This window comes from Neobacillus sp. NPDC093127 (assembly GCF_044754175.1).
Taxonomy (GTDB): Bacteria; Bacillota; Bacilli; order Bacillales; family Cytobacillaceae; genus Neobacillus.
In genome coordinates this window covers 1-23,663 of record NZ_JBIVOP010000020.1, presented here as the reverse complement: position 1 = coordinate 23,663, position 23,663 = coordinate 1, and the positions used below count along the sequence as shown (strand labels likewise).

23 protein-coding genes, 1 tRNA gene and 2 pseudogenes are annotated in these 23,663 nt (G+C 39.1%); 23 read left to right on the top strand and 3 right to left on the bottom strand.

Annotated elements, in window-relative coordinates; all coding sequences use genetic code 11:
• Window positions 1-78: 78 nt before the first annotated feature.
• From ACIQCO_RS28240 to ACIQCO_RS22075, 17 genes and pseudogenes are all read left to right on the top strand, one after another.
• Window positions 79-2,121, top strand: a pseudogene (locus ACIQCO_RS28240) (alpha-amylase family glycosyl hydrolase); the annotation flags it as partial.
• Window positions 2,122-2,790: 669 nt separating this feature from the next.
• A pseudogene (pulA, locus tag ACIQCO_RS28235) lies at window positions 2,791-5,577 on the top strand (type I pullulanase); the annotation flags it as partial.
• A 213-nt stretch (window positions 5,578-5,790) separates the two neighbouring features.
• Window positions 5,791-5,916 carry an LPXTG cell wall anchor domain-containing protein gene (locus ACIQCO_RS28230; RefSeq protein ID WP_407937473.1) on the top strand — a complete coding sequence of 42 codons (126 nt, stop codon included), beginning with the start codon at window positions 5,791-5,793 and terminating at the stop codon, window positions 5,914-5,916.
• Between the two features lie 164 nt (window positions 5,917-6,080).
• Window positions 6,081-6,545, top strand: a complete 465-nt coding sequence (locus tag ACIQCO_RS22140; RefSeq protein WP_400432756.1) for an acyl-CoA thioesterase — start codon at window positions 6,081-6,083, stop codon at window positions 6,543-6,545.
• 138 nt (window positions 6,546-6,683) lie between these two features.
• Window positions 6,684-6,908, top strand: a complete 225-nt coding sequence (gene gerE / locus ACIQCO_RS22135) for a spore germination transcription factor GerE (protein ID WP_007087335.1) — start codon at window positions 6,684-6,686, stop codon at window positions 6,906-6,908.
• A 332-nt stretch (window positions 6,909-7,240) separates the two neighbouring features.
• Window positions 7,241-9,079, top strand: coding sequence for a PAS domain S-box protein (locus ACIQCO_RS22130; protein WP_400432752.1), 1,839 nt, complete (start codon window positions 7,241-7,243; stop codon window positions 9,077-9,079).
• Between the two features lie 168 nt (window positions 9,080-9,247).
• Window positions 9,248-9,697: a MarR family winged helix-turn-helix transcriptional regulator gene (locus tag ACIQCO_RS22125; protein ID WP_400432749.1), complete on the top strand. Its 450-nt coding sequence runs from the start codon at window positions 9,248-9,250 to the stop codon at window positions 9,695-9,697.
• A gap of 14 nt (window positions 9,698-9,711) precedes the next feature.
• Window positions 9,712-10,506: a glutamate racemase gene (racE, locus tag ACIQCO_RS22120; RefSeq protein ID WP_400432746.1), complete on the top strand. Its 795-nt coding sequence runs from the start codon at window positions 9,712-9,714 to the stop codon at window positions 10,504-10,506.
• 214 nt (window positions 10,507-10,720) lie between these two features.
• Window positions 10,721-11,773 carry a GerMN domain-containing protein gene (locus ACIQCO_RS22115; RefSeq protein ID WP_400432743.1) on the top strand — a complete coding sequence of 351 codons (1,053 nt, stop codon included), beginning with the start codon at window positions 10,721-10,723 and terminating at the stop codon, window positions 11,771-11,773.
• A 126-nt stretch (window positions 11,774-11,899) separates the two neighbouring features.
• Window positions 11,900-12,655: a ribonuclease PH gene (rph, locus tag ACIQCO_RS22110; RefSeq protein ID WP_400432740.1), complete on the top strand. Its 756-nt coding sequence runs from the start codon at window positions 11,900-11,902 to the stop codon at window positions 12,653-12,655.
• A 12-nt stretch (window positions 12,656-12,667) separates the two neighbouring features.
• Window positions 12,668-13,279 carry an XTP/dITP diphosphatase gene (locus ACIQCO_RS22105; protein ID WP_400432737.1) on the top strand — a complete coding sequence of 204 codons (612 nt, stop codon included), beginning with the start codon at window positions 12,668-12,670 and terminating at the stop codon, window positions 13,277-13,279.
• A complete protein-coding gene (locus ACIQCO_RS22100; RefSeq protein WP_400432734.1) occupies window positions 13,276-13,794 on the top strand; it encodes a metallophosphoesterase family protein in 519 nt (172 codons plus the stop codon). Before ACIQCO_RS22105 ends, ACIQCO_RS22100 begins: the two co-directional genes overlap by 4 nt.
• 107 nt (window positions 13,795-13,901) lie before the next feature.
• Window positions 13,902-13,978: transfer RNA gene (locus ACIQCO_RS22095), tRNA-Arg, on the top strand.
• Between the two features lie 122 nt (window positions 13,979-14,100).
• Entirely contained in the window at window positions 14,101-15,078 is a 978-nt protein-coding gene (locus ACIQCO_RS22090; protein ID WP_400432731.1) for a tyrosine-type recombinase/integrase, read from the top strand.
• Between the two features lie 199 nt (window positions 15,079-15,277).
• Window positions 15,278-16,102, top strand: coding sequence for a hypothetical protein (locus tag ACIQCO_RS22085; protein ID WP_400432728.1), 825 nt, complete (start codon window positions 15,278-15,280; stop codon window positions 16,100-16,102).
• A gap of 142 nt (window positions 16,103-16,244) precedes the next feature.
• Window positions 16,245-16,583, top strand: coding sequence for a YolD-like family protein (locus ACIQCO_RS22080; protein WP_400432726.1), 339 nt, complete (start codon window positions 16,245-16,247; stop codon window positions 16,581-16,583).
• A gap of 484 nt (window positions 16,584-17,067) precedes the next feature.
• Complete coding sequence (locus tag ACIQCO_RS22075; protein ID WP_400432723.1) at window positions 17,068-17,247, top strand: hypothetical protein; 180 nt, start codon at window positions 17,068-17,070, stop codon at window positions 17,245-17,247.
• A gap of 45 nt (window positions 17,248-17,292) precedes the next feature.
• Here ACIQCO_RS22075 and ACIQCO_RS22070 read toward each other — a convergent pair whose 3' ends face one another.
• On the bottom strand, window positions 17,293-17,472 hold the full coding sequence (locus tag ACIQCO_RS22070) for a hypothetical protein (RefSeq protein WP_400432720.1): 180 nt from the start codon (window positions 17,470-17,472) through the stop codon (window positions 17,293-17,295).
• A gap of 150 nt (window positions 17,473-17,622) precedes the next feature.
• Here ACIQCO_RS22070 and ACIQCO_RS22065 point away from each other — a divergent pair, with 150 nt between their 5' ends.
• From ACIQCO_RS22065 to ACIQCO_RS22045, 5 genes are all read left to right on the top strand, one after another.
• The gene (locus tag ACIQCO_RS22065; RefSeq protein ID WP_400432717.1) at window positions 17,623-18,063 is read left to right on the top strand and encodes a hypothetical protein; all 441 of its coding nucleotides are present in this window, start codon (window positions 17,623-17,625) and stop codon (window positions 18,061-18,063) included.
• A gap of 144 nt (window positions 18,064-18,207) precedes the next feature.
• The gene (locus tag ACIQCO_RS22060) at window positions 18,208-18,429 is read left to right on the top strand and encodes a helix-turn-helix transcriptional regulator (RefSeq protein WP_400432714.1); all 222 of its coding nucleotides are present in this window, start codon (window positions 18,208-18,210) and stop codon (window positions 18,427-18,429) included.
• Window positions 18,430-18,490: 61 nt separating this feature from the next.
• Window positions 18,491-18,637, top strand: coding sequence for a hypothetical protein (locus ACIQCO_RS22055; RefSeq protein WP_400432711.1), 147 nt, complete (start codon window positions 18,491-18,493; stop codon window positions 18,635-18,637).
• Between the two features lie 6 nt (window positions 18,638-18,643).
• On the top strand, window positions 18,644-19,294 hold the full coding sequence (locus ACIQCO_RS22050) for an HNH endonuclease (RefSeq protein WP_400432708.1): 651 nt from the start codon (window positions 18,644-18,646) through the stop codon (window positions 19,292-19,294).
• The gene (locus ACIQCO_RS22045) at window positions 19,287-20,450 is read left to right on the top strand and encodes a DEAD/DEAH box helicase family protein (RefSeq protein ID WP_400432705.1); all 1,164 of its coding nucleotides are present in this window, start codon (window positions 19,287-19,289) and stop codon (window positions 20,448-20,450) included. Before ACIQCO_RS22050 ends, ACIQCO_RS22045 begins: the two co-directional genes overlap by 8 nt.
• Window positions 20,451-20,997: 547 nt before the next feature.
• On the opposite strand, the gene ACIQCO_RS22040 is transcribed toward ACIQCO_RS22045, so the two are convergent.
• Together ACIQCO_RS22040 and ACIQCO_RS22035 are read right to left on the bottom strand one after the other, a co-directional pair.
• Window positions 20,998-21,354: a hypothetical protein gene (locus ACIQCO_RS22040; protein ID WP_400432702.1), complete on the bottom strand. Its 357-nt coding sequence runs from the start codon at window positions 21,352-21,354 to the stop codon at window positions 20,998-21,000.
• A gap of 396 nt (window positions 21,355-21,750) precedes the next feature.
• Window positions 21,751-22,572, bottom strand: a complete 822-nt coding sequence (locus ACIQCO_RS22035) for a phospholipase D-like domain-containing protein (RefSeq protein ID WP_400432699.1) — start codon at window positions 22,570-22,572, stop codon at window positions 21,751-21,753.
• A gap of 292 nt (window positions 22,573-22,864) precedes the next feature.
• On the opposite strand from ACIQCO_RS22035, the gene ACIQCO_RS22030 reads away from it, so the two are divergent.
• Window positions 22,865-23,479, top strand: coding sequence for a recombinase family protein (locus ACIQCO_RS22030; RefSeq protein ID WP_400432696.1), 615 nt, complete (start codon window positions 22,865-22,867; stop codon window positions 23,477-23,479).
• The last annotated feature ends 184 nt before the right edge of the window (window positions 23,480-23,663 follow it).

Sequence of the window (23,663 nt, the reverse complement as noted above, 5' to 3'; positions counted from 1 at the left end):
TAATAAAAAGAGGGAGGTTTTCTTTTGAAAAGGATATTTTCAACGTTATTGGTATTTGTTCTATTGCTTAGCACCTTTATGACACCGCTTGCACAAATGGTAATGGCAGCAGACAAAACCTATGAAAAGGTTGTATTACGAGGGAATGCTGAAGCACTTGATTGGAGTTCGGATAATCATCCACTAACGTACGATGCCAGCGCCGGAGCATGGAAAAGTACAGCGATTCCATTACAGGGCGGGAAAGAAGTAGAATACAAATTTGTTATGAATGATCAGTGGATGGCTGGGGACAATCTTACGTTTACACCGCCACAAACAGGTGATTACATCTTCGTTTTCCATCCTGATCAAGAAAGAACTGTCGACGTTCAGTTGGATTTTTCGAAGTTTACTGGGAAATTAACGTTAAATGTAGCTCTGCCCGCGAACACACCGGATTGGGCTGTTCCAACGGTTGGCTCGTCGTTAAATGGTTTTAACTACTCAGTTACGCCATTAACGAAAACTGCTGATGGTACATGGTCGGTAACTCTTGCCGGCAATGAAGGAGAAGAGATTGAATATCTATATTCGTTGGGAGATGCAAAGCTTACTGAAAAAACAGCCGTAAAACGGAAAGCTGTATTTACGAAATCTGGGAAAGTATATCAGGATATCGTCTCAAGCTGGAATGAAGTTCCTATCGCAAAAGATGTCAAAAATAATAATTCGTATACCCCGGAAATCCCCACTAGTAATGATGATGTAACTGTTAATGTGACTGTAAAGCATTACGGATCGGTTGATGCAGGGGCGATCTATTATTCTACAGATGGGTCCTTCCCAGCTGGAGGCAGGGGCACAGCCGCTGTTGGAAGAGCCGTGAAGCTGGAAAAAGGTACTGAAACAACAGCGAACGGGCTTACAACAACTGTTTTTAAAGGAGTCATTCCGAAACAGCCAAATGAAACCGCTGTAAAATATATTACCGATGTCTGGAGCACAGCTGGAGTTGGTTCGCAATATGCCGATTCAAATAGTCAAAAGCCTGAAGAAGCGACACCATTTGGCTATTATGTTGATCAATTTAACTCACCGCAATGGGCAAAGGATGCAGTCATCTATCAAGTATTTGTTGATCGCTTCAACAATGGTGATTCCTCCAATGATGATCCAACCACAGTAAACCTGCCGTATGATGAAAAATTAAAAGGCTGGATGGGTGGAGATCTTCAGGGTGTAATCGATAAAATCGACTATATTAAGGGTTTAGGTGTAAATACCATTTGGATTTCGCCGGTCTTTGAAGGTCCCTATTCACATGGCTATCACCCTGCTGATTTCAAGGAAATCGACAAGCGCTTTGGTGATAAGGAAACCCTGAAGAAATTAGTTGACCAGGCGCATGCAAAAGGGATGAAGATTGTCTATGACTTTGTTGCCAACCATACTTCATCACAGCATCCATTTTTCGAGGATGCCAAGGCAAAGGGTGAAGGAAGTCCATATTACAACTGGTATACATTCACAGAATGGCCCAATAAATACAAGTCATTTTCCGGTATTTCTGAACTTCCGGAATTAAATAATGACAACCCGGAAGTAAGGAATTATATCATCAATGATGTTGTCCCATATTGGTTAAAGGATCTTGATTTTGACGGCTTCCGCTTGGATCACGCAAAAGGGCCGAGCTATAGCTATTGGGTCGATTTCCGCCATAAGGTTAAGGAGCTCAAACCAAATGCTTACCTTTTCGGGGAAATTTGGGACAGTCGAGAAAAAATCAATTCCTATGCCGGTGAGCTTGATGGGGCAATAGATTTTGGAATGAACGATGCGCTTGTGAATACCTTTGCGAAAGGTCAATCAATGGTCGACCTAAGCAATACCGTGAAGGAAAATATCACGACATACCCTGCTGAATATGTAATTTCGTCATTCCTTGACAGCCATGATAAGCCGCGCTTTATTTATGAAGCGGGCGGAGATGTCAAAAAAATGGAGCTCGCTGTCGCGACACAGTTCACCCTTCCTGGACCGCCAATCATCTATTACGGTGATGAAGTCGGGCTTTCGATGAGCAAGGATCCAAATTCGGTGCAGGATTGGAAGGATCGCTATTATCGCGAAATGATGCCATGGGAGCCTGCAGCCCAAAATGCCGAGTTGCTTAACCATTACAAGGATTTGATAAAACTTCGTAATGATGTTTCAGCGTTCAGAACTGGTTCATTCCAATCCTTATTGGCTAATCAAAATCTGTTTGCCTATGAAAGAGCAGATAAAAATGGCCAATATCTTGTGGTTGTGAACAAAGGTTCGAAAGCGGAAGAAATTGATGTCAACCAACTATATAACCAATTAGAGATTAAAAATGTTACCTTGAAAAATCAGCTTGAAACGGAAGAACTAAAAAATGATAGCAATGGAAATTTAAAGTTTACTAGTAACGGGAAATCCTTCAAGGTCTATAAAGTGGAAGGATTACTGCAATACAGTGATACACCGCTAGATCGAAATAAGGTATATAAAGAGGTTTTATTAAGAGGAACAGCACCGCTTTCGTGGGACAGCTCAAATGATAAGCTTACCTATAACTCAGCCGAAAAAGTATGGAAAAGCGAGCCCGTTGCCTTAACGAAGGGTGCCAAGGTAGAATTCAAATTTGTAAAGGATGGACAATGGCTGGACGGGGAGAACCTCACCTTTACACCAGAGAACTCTGATAAATATGTGTTTGTTTTCCATGCACTCGATGAGAGAAAAGTGGACGTCCGTGTGGCCCAACAAAAAGTAACAACCAAGGTAAAAATTCATTATCAGCCAAAAGTAGGTGATACAAAGGATTGGAATCTCTGGGTTTGGGGAGATGGCAAGGAGGGCAAGGTATATCCATTTACCGGTCAAGACAAGTTTGGCAAAGTGGCAGATGTAGAGCTTGATGGCGATTTTAATCGTGTTGGTTTTATTGTCCGTACCGATGCCTGGGAAAAGGATGGCGGCGACCGGATAATTGATCAGATTTGGTACGGAACTGATGAGGTTTGGATAAAGAATGGTGATGATAAGGTATACACCAGTCCGCCTGACGGAGAGTACCGCGATATACCAAAATACGATAATTTAGAAGTTAGCTTCAACTATTACCGTTTCGATCTTAATTATGATGATTGGGATATTTGGGTATGGACCGATAAATCCGATGGTCAAGCATTGTCATTATCCAATGAAACATCATACGGAAAGCAAGGAACGATCAAGCTTTCTAACTTAAATGGGGCGACGAAAGTAGCCTTTATCGTCCGAAAAAAAGACTGGTCAGCCAAAGATACAGATGGTGACAGATTTATCACCAAATTTACCGCCGACGGAAAGGCCGAGGTTTGGCTTGCTCAAGGACAAGCCCGGATATTTGATAATCCGGCTAAGGTTGACCGCAACCCGAGGATTGTCAAGGCGGCGATTGATGAGCTAAATCAAATTACATTTGAAACCAATTTCCCGTTTGCTTTGAGTGATGCTGAAAATGCAGGCATTAAGTTAACCGGGGCTGAAATTGCAAATGTTGCACCGATTGGGGAGTTAACGAACGGATTAACCAATAAAGTGAAGTTGACTACCAAAAAAGACTTGGACTTGTCTAAAGTTTATAAGGTAAGCAAAGAAGGCTTTGGTGAGGCAACCGTTCAAATGGGTAAAGTAATTGGCAGCAAGTCTTTTGAAGACCAATTCTATTATTCAGGTGCTGACCTTGGAAATAACTATTCTAAGGAAAAAACAAACTTCCGTTTATGGGCGCCAACGGCCAGCGAAGCAAAACTAGTAACCTATGAAAAATGGAATTCAGAAACTGGTACAGAAATCACGATGACCCGTTCTGAAAAAGGCACCTGGACTGCTGAATTACCCGGTGATCAAAAGGGCTTACTTTATACCTATAAGGTGAAAATTGGCGATGCTTGGAATGAAGCGGTCGATCCATATGCAAAAGCCGTTTCGGTTAATGGTGATAAAGGAGCGGTAATGGATGCAGCGGCAACCAATCCGCAAAATTGGAACAGCAAAAAGCCGGCATTAAAAAATCCGGAGGATGCAATTATTTACGAAACACATATCCGAGACCTGACGATTTCAGCTGACAGCGGTGTAAGTAATCAATATAAAGGAAAATTCCTTGGCGTTGCAGAAGCGGGCACAAAAGGGCCGAACGGCTTCAACACAGGGCTGAGTCATCTAAAAGACTTAGGCATCACCCATGTTCAAATTTTACCAATGTACGATTATAATACTGTCGATGAAACCAAACTGGGTCAGCCGCAATTTAATTGGGGATACGACCCGAAAAACTATAACGCGCCGGATGGTTCCTATTCGACAGATCCATACACACCAGCCGTACGGATCAATGAAATGAAGACCATGGTTCAAGCGCTCCACGATAATAATCTGCGTGTTATTATGGATGTCGTTTACAATCATATGTACAATGCCGGAGAGTCAAATTTTCAAAAGCTAGTGCCGGGTTATTATTTCCGTTATAACGAGGACGGCACACTTGCAAATGGAACGGGCGTCGGTAATGACACAGCATCAGAGCATAAAATGATGCGTAAATTCATTGTCGATTCCGTCACCTATTGGGCGAAAGAATATCATATTGATGGTTTCCGTTTTGACTTAATGGGAATTCACGATATTGAAACGATGAAACAAGTCCGTGCTGCCCTAAATAAAATTGATCCGTCGATTATCGTTCTCGGTGAAGGATGGGATTTAAATACACCGCTCGATCCTGAGCTTAAGGCAAATCAAAAGAATGCGACCAAGATGGAAGGCATTGCCCATTTTAACGACGATATTCGCGATGGCTTAAAAGGCAGTGTTTTCGATGAGCTCGATAAAGGGTTTGTTAATGGAAAGACAGGCATGGAGAACCGAATTAAAAAGGGAGTTGTCGGTGGTATTGAATATAGCGACACGATTAAAACCTTTGCTGATGAACCTAGTAAAACCATCACCTATGTTGAAGCACATGATAATTTAACATTGTGGGATAAATTGAAGAAGACGAATCCAAATGATAGTGATGATGTGTTAAAACAAATGCATAAATTAGCATCTTCGATTGTCTTAACTTCACAAGGAACATCATTTATCCATGCCGGCCAGGAATTTATGAGAACAAAAGGCGGCAACGAAAACAGTTATAACGCACCGGATTCAGTGAACCAATTAGATTGGACAAGGCGCAGTCAATTTGCTGCCGAAGTGGAGTATTTTAAAGGCTTAGTGCAGGTCCGCAAGGCTCACCCGGCATTCCGGTTGACAACGGCAGCGGATATTAAAAAGCACTTGAAATTTATCGATACGAAGGCAAACTCTGTCGCCTTCTATCTTGACGGGCATGCAAATGGCGATTCAGCGGAAAAAATCGCAGTTGCCTACAATGCTAATCGCAATCCTGTAGAGGTTACCTTACCGGAAACGGGCAGCTGGAAGCTGATTGTTAATGGTGTCAAAGCAGGTACCGAGGCTATCGAAGTGATAAATGGCGACAAAATTACCATTCCGGCTCTTAGCACCTATGTTTTAACGCTTGGTGAAAAGGAGAACGGTGGCGCTAATCCAGGTGATAACAATGGCGGTCAACCGGGAACAGATCCGGGAACTAACAATCCAGGTGATAACAATGACGGTCAACCGGGAACAGATCCGGGAACTAACAATCCAGGTGAAAACAATGGCAGTCAGCCGGGAACAGGTAACGGAAACACAAATCCGGACCAACATGACAAGACTCCAACAGTGGATTCAAATCATGGACTGCCTTCTACGGCAACCACAATCTATAACTATCTCTTAGCAGGAGGAATCCTCCTATTAGTTGGTGCGAGCATCCTTTTATTTAGAAAAAGAAAAACATATTCATGATTTGAAGGGTTCCTGTATCATTTCAGGAACCCTTTCAATTATTTACTGAATCAATTTCACCTTGGCGCAATAAATATTGTAAAATTCCTTATTTTATGTAAATAATTATATAAGGTAAGAAATCAAATGAACAATCATTCATAATTACGAAGGAGTTTGTCAAAATGGCAAAAGCAGCCTACATCGATGATTTTCATCAATGGGAGCAGGAGTTTGAGTTTAATACCCCAGTTACGGTTCGTTTCTCTGAGACGGATATGTTTGGGCACATGAATAACACGGTTCCGTTCGTTTATTTCGAGGCAGCCAGGATTGAATTTTTTCAAGCCATCGGGTTAATGCAGGAATGGACCCGGCCGGAAAGTGAAACGATTCCTGTGGTTGCCGATCTTCAATGTGATTTTTTACAGCAAATCTTTTTCGATGAAAAGCTAACGATTTATGTGAAGGCACAATCTGTTGGGAATTCGTCTGTTGACCTACACTATCTGGCGAAAAAAGAAGATGGGTCAGCCGGGTTTGTTGGCAGAGGAACGATGGTACAAATATCGAAAAGGACGGGCAGAGGGATTGTGTGGACAGAGGAAATGAGAAATTTGCTTGTCAACTGCAAAAAAGTTGGAATATAATCGGATTTTTTTTAATAAAATCGTTCTCCTCAAAGCAAATATAGTCACTTCAATTGTACCCTTCACATAAGATATGGTGACTAAATATATACCCACCCCACGATTCATTACTGGCGAAGGCAAGGAGGGTTACAATACTTGAAGGAGAACGATTATAATCACAAGCCATTACTCACCAAACGAGAAAGAGAAGTATTCGAACTGTTAGTACAAGACAAAACAACGAAGGAAATCGCTGGTGAATTATTTATAAGCGAAAAAACGGTTCGGAACCATATTTCAAACGCCATGCAAAAGCTTGGTGTCAAGGGGCGTTCACAAGCAGTTGTAGAGCTCCTTCGAATGGGAGAGCTAGAACTTTAGACATGGCCGGCATCCATTTATGGAGGCCGGTTATTTTGATTGAAAAACTTATTTTGGAATAATTCTTATTATGAAGTTAGTAAATCTAAATAGCTTGTAAATATTTGACTATTCTAATAAAATTCGATACTATAATATTGGGATAAAAGAAAATAATGCATTCTCTCGATAAATGTGCCATCATACTGCTCTTAAAACAAGCAGCATAGGGCGAAATTGAGCTGGACAATTCGGTCGTGCTAGACTTAAGCCAGGATGGGACGTTGTCCTATCTTGGCTTTTTTACATACGGTTGGAAAAATTTTAAAGGGGAAGGAACTGAGTAAAGAGAGATGAACAGTTCTATTAAAGTAAGTAAAAATGAAAAGAGGCTCCTTTTAAAAAATTATCTTGAGAAAAATGTAAGCAGGTCTCAAACATTGCTGCACAGCAACCAAGATGCAATCTTCGCCATGGATTTGGAGGGTTACTTTGTTCAAGTAAATCCGGCATATGAGAAATTAACAGGCTATTCAGCACAAGAGGCTGCTAGCATGAAACTCCAATCGCTTATTCCTGTTGGAAGCCTTGATAAAGTATTTCACCATTTTCACAAAGCGGTATTAGGTCAATTTCATAATTTCGATTGCAGGATGACCAACAAAGCGGGGCAAACCCTTGACCTAAATTTGACGAATATACCGATTAGCGTGGATGACCAAATTGTTGGGGTTTATGGAGTAGCAAAGGATATTACCCTATTAAAAAGGAAAAAAGAAGAACTACGAAAAATGGAGGAAATCCATCGATCATTGACAGAAAATGTCTTTGATATGATTATTAGCACAAATTTACAAGGGGAACTTCTTTATGTCTCGCCGGCATGTGAACATATCCTTGGCTATTCTCGTGAAGAATTACAAAGCCGTAATAGCTTTTCTTTACTACATATTGAAGATCGGGATAGGGCATATGCGGACCTTAAAGCTGTGTTCATCAACCAAGAAAATGGGAACGGGTCGTATCGGATTAATAAAAAGAACGGAAGTTTTATTTGGGTGGAAATATTTTGTAAACCAATTGTTGATCCTGATACCCGCTTGGCAGTAGAAATGGTTTGTGTCATTAGGGATATCTCGGAACGAAAAAGAGCCGAAGAAGAGGCAGAAAAACGTGAAGACACGTATCGAGATTTAGTGGAAAATTCACCCGACGCGGTGATTATTGCCAGAGGGTGTGACATGTTATTTATTAATGAAACGGGCAGGAGATTATTAGGTGCTTCTAAAAAGGAGGATATTTTAGATAAGAAGCTTTTAGATATCCTGCACCCTGATTTACACGATACAGCAAAAAAGCGGGCTGAAATTTTAAATAATGAAGCTGCAATGGATTTTATTGAGTATAAACTGATCCGTTTGGATGGCACTATTATTGAGGCAGAAGTAAAAGGCATGCCTACCATTTATGAAAATAAGCCTGCCCGGCATATCATCTTTAGGGATATAACGGAAAGGAAAAAAACACAGCAGCTGTTACTTAACTCAGAAAAATTAACGATTGCGGGACAGCTCGCAGCAGGCATCGCGCACGAGGTGCGCAATCCACTTACTGCGATAAAAGGGTTTTTGCAGTTAATGGAAGCTCAAGTGGATAATAAAACATACTTCACTATTATCCAATCGGAAATGGAAAGAATTGAAATTATTCTCAGTGAGTTATTGCTGCTTGCCAAACCACAGGAGTTAAAATTTGAAAAAGAGAATTTTAATACTTTAATTTATAATGTGAAAACGCTCATTGATACACAGGCAATTATGAATAATATTCAAATTGAAATTGAAAATGATCGTGAAGATCTACTGATTAGATGTGATAAAAACCAATTAAAACAAGTATTTATTAATCTCATAAAGAACGCCATCGAGGCGATGAATCATGGCGGTATCATCACGATTGAGATAAAACAATATGGTCTTGATAAGATTAAGATATATATTAAAGACACCGGAAATGGAGTCCCCCAGCAAATTATAAAAAGGATTGGCGAGCCGTTCTTCACAACAAAAGAGGCTGGCACTGGTTTGGGAATCATGATTTCTAAACAGATTATTGAAAATCATAATGGAAAGTTCCATTTCTGGAGCGATGAGAATGGAACGATTATTGAGGTTATTTTGCCAATAAGTTAACAAAATTGGAAGCTTTTTTGAATGCTGGTTTTTCAACAAGTTGTCCTTGAAATTTTAGCGAAAAAAGTAGAAAATAAGTAAAAGCTATTTCGATATTTAAATCGGAAAAAGGGCTTTATTTCTATAAAGAAGTCTTGAAGAGCAGCATAAATTAGGAGTGTATATTAAATGAAACTGGAAAATTCACAACAAGTGAATGGGGATATTGTCGCAAATATTGAAAAGGATTTGCGCTATATTTCAGGAATCATCAAGCAAAAAGGAAGAGAAATGTTAAGTAATTATAAGATTACTCCTCCACAATTTGTTGCCCTACAATGGCTGTTTGAGGATGGCGATATGACCATTGGGGAGCTTTCCAATAAAATGTATTTGGCCTGCAGTACAACCACTGACCTCGTTGACCGGATGGAGAAAAATTTGCTCGTTGAGCGGGTAAAGGATTCGAGCGACCGCCGTGTGGTGCGAATTCATTTGCTTGAAGAGGGCAATAGAATTATTGATGAAGTGATCAAGAAGCGGCGAGTGTATTTGCAGGAAGTATTAGTGAATTTCTCAGTAGAAGAAATTCAAATTCTTCAAAGCAGCATGATGAAACTGCATCAGGAAATGCGTTAAATGAGGCGAGAAGTTTGAAGCAGCCAATTGGTGTTATCGATTCAGGTGTAGGTGGTTTAACTGTTGCCAAAGAGGTGATGCGGCAGCTGCCAAACGAGAAAATCATCTATTTGGGAGATACAGCGCGCTGTCCTTATGGCCCAAGGACTTCGAAGGAAGTAAAGCGGTTCACCTGGGAACTAACTACTTTTTTATTAGAAAAGAATATTAAGATGCTGGTTATTGCCTGCAACACGGCAACGGCGGCTGCCCTTGATGAAATTCGCAAGGAACTGACGATTCCTGTACTTGGCGTAATTAATCCAGGGGCGCGGGCGGCCATCAAGCGGACAAAAAACTATCGGGTCGGTATTATCGGCACAGAGGGAACTGTGAAAAGCGGCGCTTATGAAAAGGCATTGAAATCGCTTAATAGCAGGCTTTTTGTCACGAGTCATGCCTGTCCAAAGTTTGTTCCTCTAGTAGAGAGCAGCGAATTTGAGGGACCGATTGCCGAAAGAATTGTTGATGAAGCCTTAAAGCCACTAAAGAACCAAAATTTAGATACACTCATTTTAGGCTGCACCCATTATCCTTTACTCGAGCCGCTTATCAATAAGGTAATGGGTGAAAAAGTTAGCGTTATTAGTTCTGGTGATGAGACGGCCCATGAGACAAGTGCCATCCTTCAATATAACGGGCAGCTCGACACTGGTGAAGAGATGCCGGAGCATGAATTTTACACGACCGGTTCCAGAAGATTATTTTCAAAAATCGCTTCACAGTGGCTCGGAATACCGATTAACAATGTGAAAAAAATTAAACTATAATTTAGAGTCCCTTTCAATCGGAGGGGCTCTTTTTCATTGCTTTACAATATAAATGTCCACCCCAGGCGGACATTTGTCCACGAGCGGTGCCTGACACCCCAATTGACACCCCAATTTATTTTAAAAAATAACCTATTTTTCTTTCAGAAGGCGGTCTATTTTTTCGCCGGGCTCGTATACATGATAGTACAAACTGTCTTGGGGGGGAATTTATGTGTCGAAAAATAAAGCAAAGATTCTAGGTGTGACTGTGCTTTCTTCAACCGTGATGCTTTCTGGCTGCGGCTTGTTTGGCGGGGAAACAAAAAAGAAAATTGATCCGCCAAAAACCGTGGCTGTCGGTGATAAAAAAGCTAGTAAGGAAACGGCTGCAAAAGAAAAAGGTCAGGTTGAAAACACGGTAAAAACAGAACTTTATCTTATTGATGAAAACGGCTATGTTGTACCGCAAACATTGAATCTGCCGAAAACTACTTCAGTCGCCAAACAGGCGCTTGAATATTTAGTAGCCAACGGAGCTGTCACCAACATGCTCCCGAATCATTTTCGTGCCGTCCTGCCTGAGGACACTGTGCCTACTGTTGATATAAGTAAAGATGGTGTCGCTACCGTTGACTTCTCGAAGGAATTTAAGAATTATCAGCCTGAAGATGAGATGAAGATCCTGCAATCGGTCACCTGGACGCTGACACAATTTAATAATATTAATTCAGTCAAGCTTAAAATGAATGGCCATGAACTGACCGAAATGCCGGTCAACGGAACCCCTATCAGTGAACATCTTTCAAGGGCCAGCGGAATTAATTTGGATACAACCGATGTGGTTGATATTACCAATACAAAACCATTAACCGTCTATTATGTTGGCGGCGAAGAGGGCTCCTATTACTTTGTGCCAGTTACTCGCCGGGTAAGTAATAATGAAAAGGATAACTATGTAGCGGTTGTTAATCAATTAATCAAAGGACCGAGTGGAAAATCTCCCCTGGTGTCGGAGTTTATGTCTGACGTCAAGCTATTAGAGGCTCCAAAATATGCGGATGGCACGGTTACCTTGAACTTTAATAAGAATATCTTTGGCGGTTTGGAGGATAAAGAAATTTCCCAATCCCTATTAGATGCCCTTGTACTGTCATTGACAGAGCAAAATGGGGTGGAAAAAGTCGCCGTCCAAGTTGATGGAAAAGCAGATATCAAAAATGATAAAGGTAAAAAACTGTCCGAACCTGTAACTCGTCCAGAAAAAGTCAACACAGGTAGTTTTTAAAAAATTATTTTTGTTATACTATATAGTGACCATGACAGAGGTTGGCTCGAATGCCGCCTCTTCTTTATTTGGTATTATCTGTTAATACCGATTTTAAAAAAAGACCAATTGAAGGAGGAAATTTTTGTGCGTGTTGATGGAAGAGAGCCGTTGCAGCTGCGGCCGATACATATTGAAACCAATTATTTAATGCATCCTGAAGGCTCTGTCCTTATTTCTGTAGGAAATACCAAGGTGATTTGCACTGCCAGCATCGAAGACAGAGTTCCGCATTTTATGAGGGGGGAAGGCAAAGGCTGGATTACAGCTGAATACTCAATGCTCCCGAGAGCAACTGAAACAAGAAACATTCGCGAATCTTCAAAAGGGAAAGTCTCAGGAAGGACAATGGAAATCCAGCGCTTAATTGGCCGGGCACTGAGAGCAATTGTCGATCTTGGAGCACTTGGCGAAAAAACAGTTTGGATTGATTGTGATGTCATTCAAGCCGACGGTGGAACACGAACAGCGTCTATTACCGGTGCATTTGTCGCGATGGCGCTCGCGTTAAATTCATTTGCATCGAAAAAGTCATTTTCAAAGTTTCCAATAACGGATTATTTAGCCGCAACCAGTGTTGGGATTTTGCAAAATAACCAAACTGTTTTAGACTTAAACTATGCGGAAGATTCCAAGGCTCAGGTCGATATGAATGTCGTCATGACTGGGAATGGCGAATTTGTTGAATTGCAGGGAACAGGTGAAGAAGCAACGTTTTCCTATGATCAGCTACAGGAACTGTTACATGCGGCACAAGAGGGAATCGTGGAATTATTTGAACAACAAAAAGCTGCCCTTGGTGAGGAAATAACCCAAAAAATCGATAGCAGAAGAAAGAAATAAGAGGAGATTACAATGAAAGAAGTTATTATTGCTACTAAGAATCCAGGAAAAGCTCGGGAATTTGAACATATTTTTGCCAGCAGGGGGATCGTGGTCCGGACATTGCTTGATTTTCCGGAAATCCCTGATGTGGAAGAAACGGGTTCAACCTTCGAGGAAAATGCGATTTTGAAAGCGGAGGCTGTCTCCCAAGCACTAAATAAAATGGTGATCGGCGACGATTCCGGTCTGATGGTGGATGCGCTCGAAGGAAGGCCGGGAATCTACTCAGCGCGCTATGCGGGCGAGCCGAAAAACGATCAAAACAATACCGATAAAGTCCTGACCGAATTGAAAGACGTTCCAGAAGCGGAGAGGACAGCGCGTTTCTACTGTGCGTTAGCAGTCGCCGTTCCGGGGCAGGAAACGATTACGGTGTCAGGCACCTGTGATGGTCGGATTCTTGAAGAACGAAGAGGCTCAAATGGATTTGGCTATGATCCGGTCTTTTATGTGCCGGAACAAGGTGCTGCGATGGCTGAACTATCATCAGATGAAAAAAATAAAATCAGCCACCGTGCCAATGCACTTAAGAAACTGGATGTGGTGCTTGATTCCATTTTAGAGAGAGCCAGACAGTCATGAGCAAGGTGCTAATCGTCAGCGATAGCCATGGATTGACGAAGGAGCTTGAGGTCTTAAGGGAGCGGCATAAAGCCGAAGTAGAAGTAATGATACATTGCGGTGATTCAGAGCTGTCACCGGACGATAAAGCAATTTCTGATTATTTGACGGTCTTGGGAAATTGTGACTTTGGCGGAGGATATCCATTGGAGACAACTTCAGAGGTTGCGGGGCATAAGTTCCTGGTTACACATGGACATCGGTATTCTGTAAAATCTTCGCTGATGAAGTTAAAATATAAGGCTCAGGAAGTAAATGCTGATATCGTCTGCTTTGGGCACTCGCATGTGCTCGGGGCGGAAGTAATCGATGATATCTTATTCTTAAATCCAGGCAGCATCCGTATGCCGCGTGAGCGTATCGAAAAAACATACATGATCCTTGATTTGCTTGAGGAAAAAATAATTCTGTCCGTATTTGAAGTAAATGGCCGGGAAATGACGGAATTGGCTCGAGAATTTGTATTACCAAAATGATGGGGGAAATTGCTTCCCCCAACTTCTTTTATAAAATTACAAAAAAACCTGTTGACTTTTAGATACTAGGGTAATATAATAAATCTTGTCGTTGATTACATCACTATGTCCCAGTAGCTCAGCCGGATAGAGCATACGCCTTCTAAGCGTACGGTCGGGAGTTCGAATCTCTCCTGGGACGCCATTTAAACTACATACCAAAACGCTATATATAAGCCTTCTAGAACGTCAAATGAAACGGTCAGTGCAACGGTCAAAAGCCGAATTGGACCAAAATTAGACGTATGCTAGGAGGCTATTTTTATTATGACGAAAAAGAAGAGTATCTTATCTGTTTCGGGGGACTTGACCGGTTTATTTTCCAAAAATACTTCACAACATGCAACGGTCAATATAGACCGAATGACTATCAAACAGTCGCTCGCAACTATTACTCGGCAAATGGAAATCAGTGGTAATCGACCACGGACAATTAGTGACTACACCATCCAAGTAAATCATTTTGCGGAAACGATTGGCATTAATTATTTAGGTGACATTACAGCAGATACAATTTACGATTGGCTATCAAGCATGCAAGTCAGTAATCAAACAAAACTAATACGTTTAAAATGTTTGAAGGCGTTCTTGTCACGTTGTTTTAGCAATGGGTGGATTTATACACAGTTTTGGAGACCTATCACAATCCGAGTTGATAGTAACGTTAAGGAAGGCGCTACAGAGCGTGAAATTCGCACGTTACTGTCTGTCCTAGACTTAGGTGACTTTGTTCAATTACGAGACGCTACGGCCGCCCTATTGATGTTTAAAACGGGTATCCGGATTAACACTGTGGTTCATCTCGAAAATAGGCACATTGACTTTGCGAAAAAATTACTGCGTTTAGACGGTGCTATCATGAAGAATCACGTTCAATTACTGTTACCATTTGATGATACATTGGACCGCTTGTTAAGGGTTCTGTTGCGGCAGAATAATGTAATTAGAAGTGAGTATGGGGCACAGAATAATTACGTATTTATTACTAAGCAGGGAGGTGTTATATCTAATAGCCCGACTCATAATAACATTCAGAAACGTTTAAACAAGTATTCTAAAAAATACGGTTTACGTAATATAAATCCGCATGCTTTAAGACGTGGATTTGCTAAGTCTTTGTTAAACAAGGGAGCGAACATTGCTGAAATATCGAAGGCGTTAGGTCATAGCAATCTTGCAGTGACAACTCAATACCTACATCTTGACAAGGAAGAAGTTGCAGAAAACATACGTAAATACTTATAGTTATCCTATGAACGTCACCATAACTGGTGGCGGATTTTTTTATTACTAATGGGATGTTTAGCACATAAGGGAAGAAGGACTTGGTTCAAAATTTTAATTTTACAAAAAGTCATTAGTCTAATTTATGGAAGAAATGACATTGATTACTTATAATTGTTATATGAAAATTTTATTCTAACAATGGGAGGAACCAACCTAAATGAAATTTGAGGAGCAACATCCAAACTACAAGACATATTCACATGAAGACTATTATATGAATTCATTCCCATACTCTTTTGTTTCAAGCTTAAAGGGATTTATTCATTCTCAATTAATGAAAGATCAAGAAGAAGCAAATGGTATGGCTTTAGGTTTACAACATAAACTTGCTGCAACAGCTAATTCAGATCCAGCTTATAATGGATCTTACGAGTATATATTCGATGAAATAATAAGTACTTTAAGAAAGTTGGAGAAAAAGGGCTTTCCTAATTTAATGGATGGACTTGCTTCAATATTGGAACACTTTAGTTGTGAAGAAGAATTTGAAGATTTCTTAGAAGGAATTGGTATTGGATATATTGCTATAGAATCATCTATTGGAGAAGTATATTGGAATATGCGAGAAGATGTGGAAGTTCCGGTAAAAAAAATTGAGGAAGTACTTCCGTTAATACCCAACGTTTACAAAGATACTATTGCAAGTTTGGAACATGCCATTAATCTATTTAATGATGCAGGAAATGAAAAAGCACGAAAAAATGCACTTAGGGAATGTATTTCGGCGGTGGAAGGTTTTATGAAGTCAATAACAGGTACAAATGATATAAAACTAGCTGATCAAATGATAGCAAAAGAAAATTTTGCCCATCCAATAATAACTCGTGACGCTTTAAAAGTATGGAATCATATTAATGCAGACCTTTTAGATGTAAGACATGGAAACAATGAGTTTATTTCAAATCTTGGAATGGAGGAAGTTACTTATTATATAGAGAGGTTAGTAGCCTATATAAAATATCTTAATAGTAAGACTAAGTAAAACAATTGGGATGTTTGGGAATATATAGGAAGAGTAACAGGGACTAGATCATAAGGAAAACTAAGGACCGCTAAAAAACGGTCTTTTTTTTATTCTGCAACGGAACGTTTGTTCGTGTATAATTATAATGGAGGTGACTGCTATGACTATACGAGATCGCGGTAAAATAAAATGGAATCCTGCGTCGTTCATGCCGGAAGCATTCGCAATGACTCGCGATATGTTTAAGGATCAAGCACGACATGCAAAGCCGATTCTAGACGAATACCAGACGGAGGAGTTCGACCTGCGCATTAAATACGCAATGGAGTATAAACGTGCGATTCGGCTAACGGTATGGACCGACGGATTTACAACGGACTATACTGGGCGCATAAAGCGCGTTGATCCTATTACGCATGAGTTATGCGTCGAAACGAAACCGGGCGAATATGAGCGCGCTGCATTTGATAGTGTCGTCGGAGTAAGGGTCGTGGATTAACGATAAATATTAAAAACCAGGTTGACCTAATGACCTGGCAATCCACAAAGTAATAGTATGTAAATTATCCGAAAAATTTAAACGAACTAAAGAATGGCACGGAATAGTTTAAAACCACATAAATCATTATTAAGGTGAGTGCGATACCTATAATAGGTCGAACAATTAGTTCTTCTAATAACTCTAAAATAGCATTGAACAAGATATGTTACCTCCAAATTATGTATTTTTATATGTAACTAGTACCATTTTTACTCACTGAATATTGTTGCATTTGGATTAAATTGTTATTTCAAAAGTGTAATCCTTAATCCCTGAATTAATTACCTTACATGCCCAACGGAGAACCTTAGAGCGTTACCGAAACGCTTTGATAACGCAAGCCCGACGAAATTAAAAACGGACACACAACGTACTTATACTCTCGCAGGTATCGATTGTCAGCTACCGAATTCCTGAAGTTGGAAAGCGAGGCGATGAAACGATGGCATATATTTCGAAAAGGTTACCGAATAAGTTAATGATCTTTCACTACGATGAAGGTTACATGGCGATGGAGCACGATGGTACATGCGGTGTGTATAACTGTTACGCTGATACGAAGGAAGCTGCGGAGAAATTGGCGATTTCCAGGTTTATGGAGAAATTTCAAAAACAGCTTTAGGCAAACGACTAACGCAAAGATAGCCTCGTCCAAAGGGTGGGGTCTTTATATTTGAATATCACGAATCTTAACATCATGCTTATCCATATACTCTACGGTATTTAAAATCCTCTTTATTGCATAATTTTTATCCGCTAAATCATCTGCAACAAGTTCTCCAGCTAAATCAAGTAATTGCGTTTTAATTCTTCCAATTGTTAATTTCGCCTCTAGTAAATCGTTCATATCTATAAACGGCCCTTAACGTTTCTAATACATTTCACTTTTTATGTACACATTATGTGGACGTTGTGTGTACGTGTTTTTATTTTGTAAGATGGAAATAAAATCGGTGGTGATTTATTAATGTACTAAATGTTTATGAGTGTAGAGAGGTTGGAAGATAAGCGTACTTCTGCGCCTGCAAGAAAGGTATGGAAACATATTAGAAATAACTTTTCTTTGGATGAATGGTTCAACTCTGAATTAATTTTTGAAACCTTCATTATTCACTTTAATAGACGACAAATTATTAGTGCATTATCTCAATTAGAGAAAAGAGGTTTTATCCATAAAGAACAACAAGGTGTTAGAGTAATTAATGAAAACTTTCTTATCCAACTTATAAAAAGGGTTCCCCAAAAGGATTATGTTCGATTAGCCAATGTTATCGAGAATTATTTTATTGGTACTTCGACTTCAGATGATAGATTACCTAATGGATTGGCAACATTATTTTTGATTGAAGAGCAATATAAAAATATAACGCCGGAAGAATATGCTCAACATCAAATGATGTTAATTATTGATAATTACTTTATGGAGACATATCAATAAAAATAATTAATATCGTTTAGACGCAGCCACAAGGGTTGCGTTTTTTTACTGTTTAAAATTTTTTCTTCTAAATCGATACGGTCATACATAATGGGTCGGATTACATTAATGTAAGGAACTTAAGTGTGAAGGGAGGTTTTAAGAATGGTAACAGCAATAACGATTAGGGTTGTACGAGCCTACCTTGGTTTATCGCAAAGCGACTTAGCTAAAAGGATGCACGTTAGTGTTAGCTTAGTGTCTGCAGTGGAAAAGGGAACAAAACGAATAACACCGGAGTTTGCAAAACATTTTAAATGCGCAGTAGGAATTACAGATTCAGTATTGATTGATCTCCAGTATATACAGAGCAAATTAGCAGAATAAGTTATCTTATTTTTTGGGCAAATAGTGGAATAAATCTACAGAATAGTTGGAGGAAATACCGTTGGATAAATTAGATTATCTAGAAGAACGAATTAATGCAATACAAAATGAATTGAAAGTCACGGAAATGACAGAAAAGGAAATTGATATTGCCTTTGAAAAATGGCTATATAACAAGGTTAGTAAAAAGTTGGTAGAAAAGGATTGATGGAAATTGAAGAATGACTTTAATCATAACGCTGATGGTACAACAACTATCTATATCGAAAGCCTTGACAGATTACTAGAGATGACAATTAGTACCGAGGATTTTCACATTTTAGAAAGTAGAGGCTATAACATCTGTGCCATTTGGAATAAGGTTAGCAGGACTTGGTATGCAATCTGTCGTGGTAAGCATGTTCATCGTTTGCTTAAAGGAGATCCGGAGGGGCAGCACGTTCACCATATAGACCGAAACGGATTGAACAATACTCGAGAGAATTTGGAGGTGGTTACACCAAGTGAACATTTCCGAAAGGAACGTTCCAAAGAGCCGATTGTCGGAGATTCCATCAAAGGTATACCAGTCCATTTTCTTAGCAAGGCAGAGGCGAATAAGAAATTTCCTGATAAACGTTTTTGGTTCCGCTTAGATGTAAATGGATTACATTACAACACATTCGACAATTTCGACGATTTAAATTTACATTCCACTATTTCCGATATGGTAGTGAATCATAGGTTCACTGATGAACAAATCTATGCCCGTTTTTTAAGAGTTGGACATAAAAAAGAACATGTTGCAGCCGTAATCAAGGAGGTCCGTAGATTCTTTCGTACGCCCGATTCTTCTATGTTGAAAGGGAAAATTGCAAATGGGTAATATAGTGAAAATAATCGATAGCATGATGGGAACGGGCAAAACCAGCTACGCCATTCAGTTGATGAAGGAAGCCGAAATAAATCAAAAGTTTATCTTTGTAACGCCGTACTTAGACGAAGTCCAACGTATTAAACAGGAGATTATCAACAGGGACTTTAAAGAGCCCAATGTAAATCACGGATCAGGTACTAAGTTGGAATCGTTAAAACGGTTAATTGCTAAAGGAGAAGATATAGTTACAACACATGCCTTGTTTGCCTTGGCTGATGAAGAATTAATTGAACTGCTTAGTTGGTCAAATTACACGCTGATTATGGATGAAGTAATGGAGGTAATAGCCCAAGTAAAGGTAAAAAAAGGCGATATCCAAATGATGCTGAAAGGCGGAGCGATTGAGGTTGATGCAGGTGGAAAAGTTACCTGGAAAGAACACCCTAAGTTTGACACCACGTTTAGCACTGTTCGGGATTTTGCTTTAGCAAGGAACTTGTATCTAGTGAATAACGTAGCATTCGTTTGGAACTTTCCGGCCAAGATTTTTGATCTGTTTGATAGGGTTTATATAATGACCTATATGTTTGACGGACAATTGCAAAAGTATTATTACGATTTACACAGTATACAGTACGAATATTATTCGGTGGTAAAGGAAGGTGAAAAATACGATCTGCAGCCGAAGTCAGCGGTAAAAGAGGACCATTCAGATTTTAAAAAACTAATCCAAATTTATGAAGGGAAAATAAACGATATCGGCGAGGCTAAAACAGCTTTGTCAAAAAGTTGGTTTGAGAATTCCCATAATAAAGGAAAAGTAAAATCTCTAAAGGATAATCTGTATAATTTCTTAAGGAATGTCCATAAGGCACCTGCAGAAAAGATATTGTGGACAACATTCAAGGACTTTAAGAAAAAAACTGAAAGGAACGGATTTAGAAAAGAAGAATCTGATAATCCCTCCAGGTTGGACATTGGACAAGCCTGTTTTATTCCTTTCAATTTACGTGCAACTAATAAGTACAAGCATAAGGATGTTCTAGCGTTCTGTTTAAATCGTTTCATAAACCCAATCGAGGAACACTTTTTTGAAGCGCAAAATGTGAAAGTCAATGAAGACCTTTTAGCGTTATCCGATTTACTACAATGGATTTTCCGTTAGAAGACCGTGCTAAAATCGTTTGAAAACCTAGTCGTACCAAGGCTTCAAGGTACCTAAGTCTTAAGAGAAAGTATATGTAAATAGAACTTAATAACCTTCGCCTAACGGCTCAGTGATGTAACCAAAGCTTATCAGCTTTAGTCACATCTATAAACATATAAACGTTGAATGTATTATGGAAGACTGCCTAAGCAGGATTCAACTGAGCGTTAGCGAAGGTTAATTACGTCATTTCGATAAGCGTTTATTCGTTTGGTAGATATTCCGTAAATGTCGGAATTATGTAAATGGTTAATCAAATTTTAACATTCAAGCACGGAAACAGACTCATTTAAGCGGAAGTTTATTACTTTTCGACCGTTTTAGCGGATGAACGCAATGTTAATTAAATGGATTACCAGTATATAGTATGTGTTCGTTATAGTATACATCTATATGCGGTGTGTTTCTGTAGGGAAGTTATGGATAGTCACTTGGCGTATAAAATCGCTATCATATATCTATCGGAATGCACAGTTGGGCTGATAGGCTTATCGTAGGGTCAGAGTTACTCTTCCCGTTGTCTTGCAATACCATCTTCTCCTATTACATATGTTGGCATTATTTCTTTATAACTTGAAAAAGTGGGAATTTTGTATGCTCTTTCACCTTCGTATTCTCTTCTTTTAATTTTTTTCTCTCTTTGTTTTTTAATAATTTCTATTTCCTCTTTTCTCCATTCCAACCAGTTCTCAATACTTCCGAATATCATAATTGCCCTGTTCCTGTCGTAGAAGTGGTTTACATTCAGGTTAATCAAATCATACCTTTGAAAGTGGAAAAAAGTAGGAGCACTGTTGATTTTAATGTCGCCACCTGTAACGCTAATATGTTTTTTGACAAATCCTTTTGGATTTTTATCCATAGAAACATCTCCTTAGTTCTTTAGTATTATTATACTATTTATTCAGTTTGGTTTACAAAATTAGTAAGTATTGCTTAACGATAATTTTAGGAGGAAAGTACGCTTAATACTTGGCGGAAACTGTCACTTTTCGGAAAACTACGGGGTACTATCTTTGTTCCTTTAGTATGATAAAGTATGGGTGATATTGAGTTTTGTAGAACACTTACGCTTTACTTCGTTAAAAGATATGACATTTGTGATAATTAGAACTTACCCCCATTAACTACTAAATACAGAGAGTCCATTTTTAAAGTTAATGGTAAGTTATATCAAAAGAAAAAAGGCGATCTTCAATTGTGAAGAATCGCTGCATTGATCAAGTTATTAGGTCCCTAATTTCAATAAAGGTTAAACCTACTTACCTTTTAATTTCATGAATTCATCTGCGTATTGTTCAGCCAAATCTCGGCCATGTTTAACTTCAATAGATTCAGCATTATATTGAGCCTTCTTTGTCCAGTTATAAGATCCGCTAATGACTGTCTTAAGATCTATAATGCAAAATTTATTATGCATGATATTCCCGTACCATCCCCATTGAGAGAGTTTATATGTTTCAAAATAGTCTTTAAACTGTAATCCACCCTTTGTATTTATTTGATCGTCGCATATTATTACTTGTACATTTAAACCTTGTTTGCTTTTACTAACCAACTCTTTGAATAATATTTCGTCAGTGAACCACGCAATAGCAACCCAGATTGTATACTTTGCCTTTCTAATCTCATCAATTATTTGTTTTTGAATATCCTCAAAATGGACTTTAGCCTCAATATACTCATCATAGATTTCGACACCTGTAATGATATATTTCTCATCGATTTTTTCTATACTATATCCATCTAGCTTAATTATTTTATTTATTTTTGTAATAAACTCGGTCTCTTCATCTAAATCTAATTGAGACGATAAATAATTAACAAAATACTCCATAAAATTTTTAAATTGTATACTACCATTGATTTTCTCTAATCGATTCAATGCATATGCTTTTCTACTTATAGATGATTTTGAACTCAATCCATCTCCTGTAAATCCTCTTGGGCCATACACATCTCTTATTCCTACTTGGTTAAAAAACTTTACTAACTTAGGACCAGAGTAATACGGAGATTCACCTTGTTCAACTGCTATTAAATCTTTTAACTCATTTAATGTAAAAGGTTTTAAATTCAACTGACTTCACTCCATTCAAATAAACTTATAAATTAATTCTTCAAATATAGTGCATTTACCTTCCAGAGCGATATTAAATGTGTCTTCGCTTTTCTTTTAGTTTATTTTTCGTAAAGGTATACAATTCCGAACATTTCAAGGACATCCTTCAAACTCGTATTCTATCGTTTTTTATATTGTTCGTAAAAGTGGTGAAGTAAATTTGTGAATATTTGTTTAATATGTATACATTTGCGAACACCTCCGATATACTTTAGGAAAATATATACAGTAAACGAGAGGAGAACGGAAAATGGATAATCGTAAATTTGGCTACATACGTGTAAGCAGTCGGGATCAGAACGAGGCACGTCAGCTGCAATCTATGAAAGAGGTCGGTATTAGCGTTAGGGATATTTTTATCGATAAGCAAAGCGGTAAGGATTTTAATAGGGAGCAGTATCAATCGCTCAAACATCATTTACGGGAAGGAGACGTTCTATACATTCACTCGTTAGATCGATTTGGTCGGAATAAGGAAGAAATCTTAAAAGAATGGGAATGCATTACCAAGGAAAAGAAAGTTGACATTGTGGTACTCGATATGCCCTTGTTAGATACTACAAAATACCAAGATAGCTTGGGGACGTTTATTTCAGATTTAGTATTACAAATACTATCGTGGTTAGCAGAAGAGGAAAGAGAGCGGATCAAGAAACGTCAACGAGAAGGCATTGATGTTGCATTAAAAAATGGAGTGCAGTTTGGCAGACCTAAAGCAGAGATAACGGATGTATTCACTTCGGTTTATACAGAATGGAAAGCTGGAAAGATTACTGCAACAGAAGCGATGAGAAGAGCGGATATGAAGCGGACAACATTCTATAAGTTAGTAAAAGAATACGAGGAACCACATGCGAGCCGTTAAGGTTCGCTTTTCTTGGTGTGCCAGGCATGGCAACTATCTAGGTGGTGAAAGTCCACTGTGGGGGTACACATCGACCAACCACTAAGGAAGCGCAAGGTACTTACCGTGAGGTAAGGGCTGGAGGAAGCGTGGAATAAAATCTTGGCTCGACGAACAGAAATCTGATACTAAGGCTCTACAAAGG